The 8,599-nt window shown below is 72.3% G+C and carries 9 protein-coding genes; 4 read left to right on the forward strand and 5 right to left on the reverse strand.

Annotated elements, in window-relative coordinates; genetic code table 11:
• From VMR86_22280 to VMR86_22295, 4 genes are all read right to left on the reverse strand, one after another.
• The coding region (locus VMR86_22280; GenBank protein ID HTO09795.1) for a hypothetical protein at positions 1–1,044 on the reverse strand (1,044 nt) is incomplete at its 3' end.
• The gene (locus VMR86_22285; GenBank protein ID HTO09796.1) at positions 1,041–1,487 is read right to left on the reverse strand and encodes a hypothetical protein; all 447 of its coding nucleotides are present in this window, start codon (positions 1,485–1,487) and stop codon (positions 1,041–1,043) included. The genes VMR86_22285 and VMR86_22280, both read right to left, overlap by 4 nt.
• A 45-nt stretch (positions 1,488–1,532) precedes the next feature.
• Positions 1,533–2,870, reverse strand: coding sequence for an HRDC domain-containing protein (locus VMR86_22290; GenBank protein ID HTO09797.1), 1,338 nt, complete (start codon positions 2,868–2,870; stop codon positions 1,533–1,535).
• Between the two features lie 92 nt (positions 2,871–2,962).
• The gene (locus tag VMR86_22295; protein ID HTO09798.1) at positions 2,963–3,412 is read right to left on the reverse strand and encodes a hemerythrin domain-containing protein; all 450 of its coding nucleotides are present in this window, start codon (positions 3,410–3,412) and stop codon (positions 2,963–2,965) included.
• Between the two features lie 52 nt (positions 3,413–3,464).
• Between VMR86_22295 and VMR86_22300 the strand changes: the two genes are divergently transcribed.
• The gene (locus VMR86_22300) at positions 3,465–4,805 is read left to right on the forward strand and encodes an alpha/beta hydrolase (protein ID HTO09799.1); all 1,341 of its coding nucleotides are present in this window, start codon (positions 3,465–3,467) and stop codon (positions 4,803–4,805) included.
• Between the two features lies 1 nt (position 4,806).
• Here the strand turns inward: VMR86_22300 and VMR86_22305 are convergent, their stop codons facing one another.
• Entirely contained in the window at positions 4,807–5,388 is a 582-nt protein-coding gene (locus VMR86_22305; protein ID HTO09800.1) for a DUF4124 domain-containing protein, read from the reverse strand.
• Between the two features lie 54 nt (positions 5,389–5,442).
• On the opposite strand from VMR86_22305, the gene VMR86_22310 reads away from it, so the two are divergent.
• The 3 genes from VMR86_22310 to VMR86_22320 form a co-directional block, all read left to right on the forward strand.
• Complete coding sequence (locus VMR86_22310) at positions 5,443–7,149, forward strand: proline--tRNA ligase (protein HTO09801.1); 1,707 nt, start codon at positions 5,443–5,445, stop codon at positions 7,147–7,149.
• Complete coding sequence (locus VMR86_22315; GenBank protein ID HTO09802.1) at positions 7,146–8,294, forward strand: acyl-CoA dehydrogenase family protein; 1,149 nt, start codon at positions 7,146–7,148, stop codon at positions 8,292–8,294. The genes VMR86_22310 and VMR86_22315 overlap by 4 nt, the downstream gene beginning before the upstream one ends.
• Before the next feature lie 10 nt (positions 8,295–8,304).
• Positions 8,305–8,599, forward strand: a 295-nt coding sequence (locus tag VMR86_22320; protein HTO09803.1) for a CDP-alcohol phosphatidyltransferase family protein, incomplete at its 3' end; no start/stop codon positions are given.

The following is an 8,599-nucleotide window of genomic DNA, read 5'->3' on the forward strand; positions in this document are numbered from 1 at the left end:
CACGCCGCGCAGCTTGGCGTTGGGCTGGCTGGGCCCGGCCTGCGCGCGCGGCGCAGTCACTTCGGCGCGTTCGTAGCCACGCGAGTCACTCTGCGCCGCGGCCGCCTCGCGCGCGCCGGCGTTGCCGATGCCCGGCATGGCCAGCGCGCCCTTGGGCGGCAGCCGCTGGGTGACTTTGGGCGCCACGGGCGCGGTGACCGGCGCGCGCGCCAGGCTGGGCGCCGAAGCCGCGGAGTCGGACTCGAGATCGGGCGCTGCGGGCGCCGCGACCACGGGCTTCACGTTGGGCGGGATCTTCACCGTGCGCGGCGCGGCCGGCACGCCGGGCGGCAGGCTGGCCGTCCGCGTGGGCAGCTCGGCCGGGGCGCTGGGCGCGTTCACCGCGTCGATCGTCACGTGCGGCGCGGCGGCCTTGGGCGCGGCCGGCTTCTGCGCGAGCGCGACCGGCTTCCACGCGGGCGCGGACTCGGTGGGCTCGGGCAGCGGCTTGGGCGGCTCGATCTGCACCGGCGGCGGCCTGCGCACCGCGGGCGGTGGCGTCTCGGGCTTGGGCGCCGGCGGCGGCGCCAGCGCCACCCGCTTCCAGACCGGCGCGGGCTCGGGCGCGACCTTCACCGGCTCGGGCTTGGGCATGGGCGGCGGCCTGCGCACCGCGGGCGCCGGCGCAGGCCTGGGCTTGGGCTTGGGCGGCTCGAGCTTGGCGACCACCACCGGCTCCGGCTTCTTCTGCGGCGGGGGCGGCGGCTCGGGCTCCGGCTCCGGCTCGGGCATGGGCTGCATGAGGTGCTCCGGCGGCGGAGGCGGCGGCTCGGGGGCCGGCTCGTCCTGGAGCTGCACGATCTGGATCTCGCTCGGCTTCTCCTCGGGCGGCTCGATCGATCGCAGGAGCGCGAACACCGCGAGCCCGCCGATCAGCACCGTGGCGGCGCCGCTGGTCGCGTTGGGCAGGAGCGGCGGGGTGTCCTGGTGGCGCACGGGCTGCGCCTCGATGCACAGCCGCGCCGCGCCCCAGCCGTAGCGGCGGCGGATCGCGCTGGTGGTCACTGGGGCGCCGCGACCCGCTCGACCGTCGCCCTGCGGTTACTGGGCCAGAGGTCCTCGATCATGCCGACGGCGTAGAGCAGGTCCTCGCTGCGCGAGTCGGCGTGCGGGGCGAGCAGCGGCCGGTCCAGGCCCGAGGTGCGGTAGCGAGTGAGTCGCGGCCGCAGCTCCTCCTTGGCGAAGCGCATGGGCTGCGCGCCCGGCGCGACCAGCTCGAACGGAGGCTGTCCGTCGCCCACCGGATACACGCGCAGCTGCAGGCCGGCGTAGCTCTCCGCCATGGGCTGCGCGCCGCCGTCGGAGCCGATCTTCGGCACGACGATCTCGCCCAGATCGATGCTCTTCTGGGCGTCGGGCGTGCCCAGCTGTGTCATGGCCAGAAGGATCAGGAAGGCCAGGTCGACGAACGAGAATAGCCAGGCGGGAGTGTCGGAATGAGAAGCCACGGGTCTCTAGAGCGACCGCCTGCCTGGAAAACCGCGTGACGGAGATCACAAACCGCGGCGTCGTCCCCCGCGTGATCCACGGCGCCGGCCGCGCGAGCGCCGGCGGCGCGGCGCGTTCGGGTCCTGGGGCGTGCCGGAAGCGGCCGACGGCGAGTGAGCCGGGTGACTCGCGTGACTGCCGTGACTCGCGTGTCCGGCGTGTGCGGCCGCGGATTCCTCGCTGGCCGCCGAGCGCGCCTCGGCGGCGGCCAGCACGCCCAAGAGCTCCGCCCCGAAGTGGTCGGCCCACCAGGTCTTCACGGGTCCGAGCGTGCGCAGCTCCTCGAGCGAACGCGGCACGGCGCCTGCGATTTCCTCGAGCGCGGCATTGGGGCAGAACACGCCGGGATCGAGCCCGAGCTCGCGCGACTTCGCGGCCCGCCAGCGCTTCAGCTCCTCGAGCCGGGCCTCGCCGCGCCGGTCGAGCCGGCGCCGGCCGTTGCCGGCCGACTTGCGCTCGAGCGGCGGGTGCTCGGGGCCCTCGAGGCCGCGCTGCACGGCCTCGACCAGCTCCTGCCCGAGCCGGCGCACGACCAGGTCGGTGAGTCCGCGGCGCTTGGCCAGCGCACGGCGCGAGAGCGGCGGGTTCTGCGCCAGCTCGAGCAGCGTGCCGTTGCCCATGACCTTGAACGGCGGGCGGTCGCCCTCGCGCGCGCGCTTGTCGCGCAGGAGATACAGCTCGCGCAGCACCGCGAGCCCGCGCGCCGACAGCTTGCGCGCACCCTTGATGCGCAGATACCCCTGCTGGTCGAACTCGCGCTCGGGCCACACGCGCTGCTCGAGCGCGGAGAACTCGGCCTGCGCCCAGGCCAGCCGGCCCAGTGACTCGAGCTCGCGTTCCAAAATCTGCGACAGCTCCGCGAGATAGCGCACGTCGGCCGCCGCGTAGTCGATCTGCACTTCCTTCAGGGGCCGGCGCGACCAGTCGGTGCGCTGCTGGTCCTTCGAGAGACGCACGTCGAAGTGTCTCTCGACGAGCGCGCCGTAGCCCACGGCCGGATAGCCCAGGAGCTGCGCCGAGATCATGGTGTCGAACAGGTTGCGCACGCGGATGCCCGAGTGTCGGTTCAGCACGAACAGGTCGTACTCCGCGGCGTGGAACACCTTGCGGATGGCCGGGTTCGCCATGACCGGCGCGAGCGCGTCGAAGGCGCGCGCGGGCACTGCCAGCGGGTCGATCAGGAACGTCCCGCAGGACGCGCTGATCTGCACCAGACACAGCTTGTCGAAATAGTGGAAGAAGGAGTCCGCCTCGGTATCGACGGCGACCACCGGCTCGAGCGCGAGCTTCGTCGCGAGCTGTTCGACCTCCGCGACGGTTGCGATGAACGGGTACTCAGCCACCGTTCCCTGGGACTCCTCGAGGGGGATCGAGCGGATTTCTCGGCGGTGGGTGCGATCGGAGGGAGTTCCCGCGACCCAGGCGCCGCGCGATTCTAACGGGAGCGACGGGCCGAGCCAGTGCCCCGGCGGGTTTTTCCGAGCAGCTCGATCAGCTGGTCCTCGAGCCGCTCGTGGGACGCGAAGCTCTCCAGGAAGGCCCCGAACACCGCCCGCGCCGCCTCTTCGTGGCCGGCCTCGAGGTGAGTCGAGACCTGCTCCAGGTCGCGGCGGATCCCGATGTGGGCCACGCGCAGGCTCTTGATCGGACCGCCCTGGGCCGGCGCGACCTTCTCGGCCAGCGGGAACGACACGTCCTCCTCGTGCGCCAGATGGCGCAGCAGGAGCTCGCGGTACTCGGCGAACGACTTTCTCGCCTTGGCGAGCCGGCCGGCGGCGAGCGCGCGCGAGGTGTCCTGCGCCAGCGCCTCGAGCCGGTCGCTGCCCTCGCGCCAGTCGGCGGCCGGGTCGGGCGCGGGCTGCTTGCTTCGCGAACGCGCGGCCATGCTGGCGCGGATCTTACCCGATGGCGAACCTACCCCGCCGATGCGGCGTTGGTTGGCCCTGGCGATCGTGCTCCTGGCCGGGTGCCTGGCGCGGCCCGAGGCGCCGCGTTCACAGCCGCAGCTCGCCTGGCGGACCTGCGGCGCTGACTTCCAGTGCGCGAGCCTGCGCGTGCCGGTCGACCATCGCGCGCCCGGCGGCGCGACGCTCGAGCTCGCGCTGGCACGCCTGCCGGCGGCGCGGCCCGACCAGCGCATCGGCGCGCTGGTCGTGAACCCGGGCGGCCCGGGCATCTCGGCGATCGCCTATCTGCGCGCGAGCTGGCCGCGGCTGGGCAAGGTTGCGCACGAGCGCTTCGACCTGATCGCGTTCGACACGCGCGGCACGGGCGGGAGCACGCCGCTCGACTGCCACGAGTCACTGGCGCGGCTGATGGAGCAGGACCCGGCGCCCAGCGCCGACGCGGCCTGGCAGGGCGCGCTCGACGCCAGCCGCGCGTTCGCCGAGGAGTGCGCACGCAAGCACGGCGAGCTCTTGCCGTTCATGAGCAGCGCCGACAACGCCTACGACCTGGAGTGGGTGCGCGCGGCGCTGGGCGAGCAAAAGATCAGCTATCTCGGCTTCTCCTACGGCACGTCGCTCGGCGCGAGTTACTCGAGCCTCTACCCCGATCACGTGCGCGGGGTCGTGCTCGACGGCTCGATCGACCCCGGCTACGAGCTCGAGCGCTTCACGCGCGAGCAGTCGGTCGGGGTCGAGGCGGCGCTCGTGGCCTGGGACGCCGAGGCGCGCCGCCGCGGCTGGCACGGCGCCGACACGCTCGACGCGGTCTACGCGCGCGCACCGCGCAAGAGCACCGTGCTCTACGCGGCGGCCGAGGGACTCGCCACGCCGCCCGGGGGCTGGCACGAGCTGGCCACGGCCCTGGGCCGCGCCGAAGAGGGTGACTGGTCCGGCATCCAGACGCTCTACGACGGCTACTTCGACGACCTCTCGGTCGAGGCGCAGCTCGCCACCCTGTGCGCCGACCTGCGCCGGCTCTCGGCCGACGACTTCCGCGCCGCGCTGCCGGCCGCCAGTGCGGCCTCGCCGCACTTCGGGTCCGGCAACCTGCTGTCGCACCTGCCGTGCGCGTTCTGGGTCGAGCCGCGCACCGCCCTGCCCGCGGCGCCGCGCCCCGGCGCGCCGCCGATGCTCGTGCTGGCGAACCGCAACGACCCGCTCACGCCGCACCTCTGGGGCGAGAGACTCGCGCAGCGCTTCGTCTCGGCCACGCGGATCGACGTCGAGAGCCGCGAGCACACCGCGTTCGGCCGCGGCGACGAGTGTGTCGACGCGCTGGTGACCGACTATCTGGTCGCGCCGGCGCCGCCGGCGCGCACGCACTGCCCCTGACTCAGTGGAGCGCGCTCGCCAGGTCCGAGCCCGCCATCCCGCCGACGATCATCGGCGCGATCCACAGGAACAGCAGCCCCACGCGCACCAGCGCCGTCTGCTCGAGCTGCAGCATCACGTAGACGGGCGTGGTGACGCCGATGAAGAAGTTCGCCAGGCCCCAGCCGATGCGGCCCTGCACGAAGGCGTGGATCACCATCGAGAGCGTGATGATCCAGTTCACCACCAGGCCCGCGATGAACGGCCACATCCACTTGCCGATCCAGGCGTGCAGCGCCTGTTCCTGCTTCACGGTGAGGTTGCCGCCCATGCCCTGGCGGACGCCCTCTTCGAAGGTCGCGGCCGTGGCGCCCTGCTGGGCCTTGTTCGCCTCGGGCGAGTTCGGGTCGACGTGCGCGGGCATCTCGCGTGTCTCGACCTGCTTGCGGTAGCGCTCGGGGATCTGGTCGTAGTCCTCGGTGAAGTGCACGTGACCGCTCGAGTCCTTGTACTTGTACGCCTGTGCGCGCGCCTCGTGAGCGGCGAGCGCGCAGGCGGCAACGGCGAGCGTGACCAAGAGCCCTCGAGCGACCCGGTTGTTCATGGCGCCGTAATCGGCCGGCGGATCGTGCGGGCTTAACTCGTTAGAGTAGCCGCCATGCGCTGGTCGCAGATGTTCATTCCCACGCTGCGCGACGACCCCGCCGACGCAGAGGCCACGAGTCATCGCCTGATGCTGCGCGCCGGGCTGATCCGCCAGCTCGGCGCGGGCATCTACTCGAAGCTTCCGCTCGCCGAGCGGGTGGCGCGCCGGGTCGAGGCGATCGTGCGCGAGGAGATGGCGCGCATCGGGGCGCAGGAGTTCCGCCTGCCCATGCTCCACCCGGCCGAGCCCTGGAAGGAGAGCGGGCGCTGGAGCTCGGTGAAGGAGGAGCTGTTCCGGCTCAAGGACCGCAAGCAGGGCGACATGGCGCTGGCCCTGACCGCGGAGGAGATCTTCACCACGATCGCGCGCGACGAGCTGCGCAGCTACCGGCAGCTGCCGCAGATCTGGTACCAGATCGGCGACAAGTTCCGCGACGAGCCGCGCCCCAAGTCCGGCGTCCTGCGCGGGCGCGAGTTCACGATGAAGGACTCGTACTCCTTCGACGTCGACGCGGCGGGCCTGGACGTCTCGTTCGAGAAGCACGCCGACGCCTACCGGCGCATCTTCTCGCGCTGCGGCATCGAGACCATTCCCGTCGAGGCCTCGTCGGGCGCGATGGGCGGGAGTCAGTCGGTCGAGTTCATGGCGGTGTGCGACGCCGGCGAGGACTGGATCGTGGTGTGTCCGGGCTGCGGCTACGCGGCGAACCTGGAGAAGGCCAAGTCGGTCGCCCCGCCGGTCAGCGACCCGCCGACCGCGGGCACGGTCGAGAAGTTCCCCACCCCCGGCGTGCGCACGATCGAAGACCTGACTCGCTTCCAGGGCGGCGCGGCGGCGGAGCGCCAGATCAAGACACTGGTGTACGTGGTCGCCGAGGAGCCGGTGCTCTTGCTCCTGCGCGGCGACCACGAGCTGAACGAGGTGAAGCTCGCCGAGCTGTTCCCCGGCAAGCCCACGCGCCCTGCGCACCCCGAGGAGTGCCGCGCGGCGCTGGGCGCGCTGCCGGGCAGCCTGGGCGCGGTGGGAGTGACTCGCCTGCGCGTGTTCGCCGACGAGGCGCTGCGCGGCCGGCGCGAGATGACCACCGGCGCGAACGAGAACGACTTCCACCTGCGCCACGTCGACGTCGCGCGCGACCTCGCGCAAGCCAGCTGGGCCGACCTGCGCAACGCGCGCGCAGGCGACGCCTGCGTGAATTGCAACAAGTCACTCGAGCTGAAGAAGACCATCGAGATGGGTCACATCTTCAAGCTCGGCCTGTACTACACCGAGCCCATGGGCGCGCGCGTGCTCACCGCGGAAGGCAAGGAGGTGCCGATCGTGATGGGCTCGTACGGCATCGGCATCGAGCGCATCATGGCGGCCGCGATCGAGGCCCACCACGACCAGAACGGGATCGTGTGGCCGATCTCGATCGCGCCCTTCCACGTGGTGGTCGCGACCGTGAAGGCCTCCGACCCCGAGCAGCGCGAGAAGTCCGAGCGGCTCTACGCGGAGCTCGGGGCCGCGGGCCTCGACGTGCTGCTCGACGACCGCGACGAGCGCCCGGGCGTGAAGTTCAAGGACGCCGACCTGATCGGCATTCCGTTCCGCGTGGTGCTCGGCCCGCGCGCGCTGGCCAAGGGCTGCGTCGAGCTCGTGGTGCGCGCCGGCGGCCAGACTCTCGAGCTGCCGCTCGAGCAGGTGACCGCCGAGCTCGGACGCCGGATCCAGAAGTGACTGCGCCGCTCACGGCGCTGGCTGACGAAGAGGCGATCTTCCGCGACACCGTGCGCGCGTTCGCCGCGAACGAGCTCACGCCGCGCGCCCGGCGCCAGGACGTGCAGGGTCACTACGATGCGGACCTCGTGCCCAAGCTGTTCGAGCTGGGCGTGATGGCGATCGAGACACCCCAGGAGTGGGGCGGGGCGGGCGGCAGCTTCTTCCTCAGCGTGCTGGCGATCGAGGAGCTGTCGCGCGGCGACGCCGCCGTGGCGGTGCTGGTCGACGCGCAGAACACCTTGGTCGCGAACGCGCTCCTGCGCTTCGCCGCGCCCGAGCTGCGCCAGCGCACCTTGTCGCGCATGGCCCGGGACACCGTGGCCTCCTACGCGCTGTCCGAGGCCGGCTCGGGCAGCGACGCCTTCGCGCTGGCCACGCGCGCGGTCGAGGACGGTGACTCGTTCGTGCTCACCGGCCGCAAGCTGTGGATCACCAACGCCGCCGAGGCCGGCGTGTTCCTGGTCATGGCCAACGCCAACCCCGGCGCGGGCTACCGCGGCATCACGAGCTTCGTGGTCGACCGCGGCATGCCGGGCTTCTCGGTCGGCAAGAAGGAGGACAAGCTCGGCATCCGCGCCAGCTCCACCTGCGAGCTCGTGCTCGACGGCGTGCGCGTGCCCAAGGCCAACGTCGTGGGCAAGGTCGGGCAGGGCTACAAGATCGCGATCGAGACACTCAACGAGGGCCGGATCGCGATCGGCGCCCAGATGGTCGGCATCGCGCAGGGCGCGCTGGAAGACGCGCTGGCCTACACGCAGGAGCGCAAGCAGTTCGGCAAGGCGATCGGCAGCTTCCAGGCCGTGCAGTTCCAGCTCGCGCAGATGGCGACCGAGGTCGAGGCCGCCCGGCTCATGGTCTACAACGCTGCGCGCCTGAAGGACGGAGGCAGCCCGTTCCTGAAGGAGGCCGCGATGGCGAAGCTCTTCGCCTCGCAGGTCGCCGAGCGAGTCACTTCGGCCGCCGTCGAGCTGTTCGGCGGCGTCGGCTACACGCGCGAGTACCCGGTCGAGAAGCGCTGGCGCGATGCCAAGATCGGCAAGATCTACGAGGGCACGAGCAACATGCAGCTCCAGACCATCGCGAAGCAGATCCAGCAGGGCTGAGAAACCCGGCATGGCGAACCTGCTCACCCTGGTGCGGCTGTTCGCGGTGGCGCCCTTCGCGTGGTGGGTCGCGCGTGGCGACGCACCGGTGTGGGCGGCGACGCTGTTCTGTGTCGCGATCGCGACCGACCTGGCCGATGGGCCGCTGGCGCGCGCGCGCGGCACGGCGAGCGGCGTGGGCCGCGCGCTCGACCACGCGTCGGACTTCGCGTTCGTGGACTCCGGCCTCGCGGCCGCGGCCTCGCGCGGGCTCGTGCCCTGGCTCCTGCCCGTGCTGGTGGCCGTGGCCTTCGCGCAGTACGTGG

The sequence above is a fragment of the Myxococcota bacterium genome (assembly GCA_035498015.1).
Taxonomy (GTDB): domain Bacteria; phylum Myxococcota_A; class UBA9160; order SZUA-336; family SZUA-336; genus VGRW01.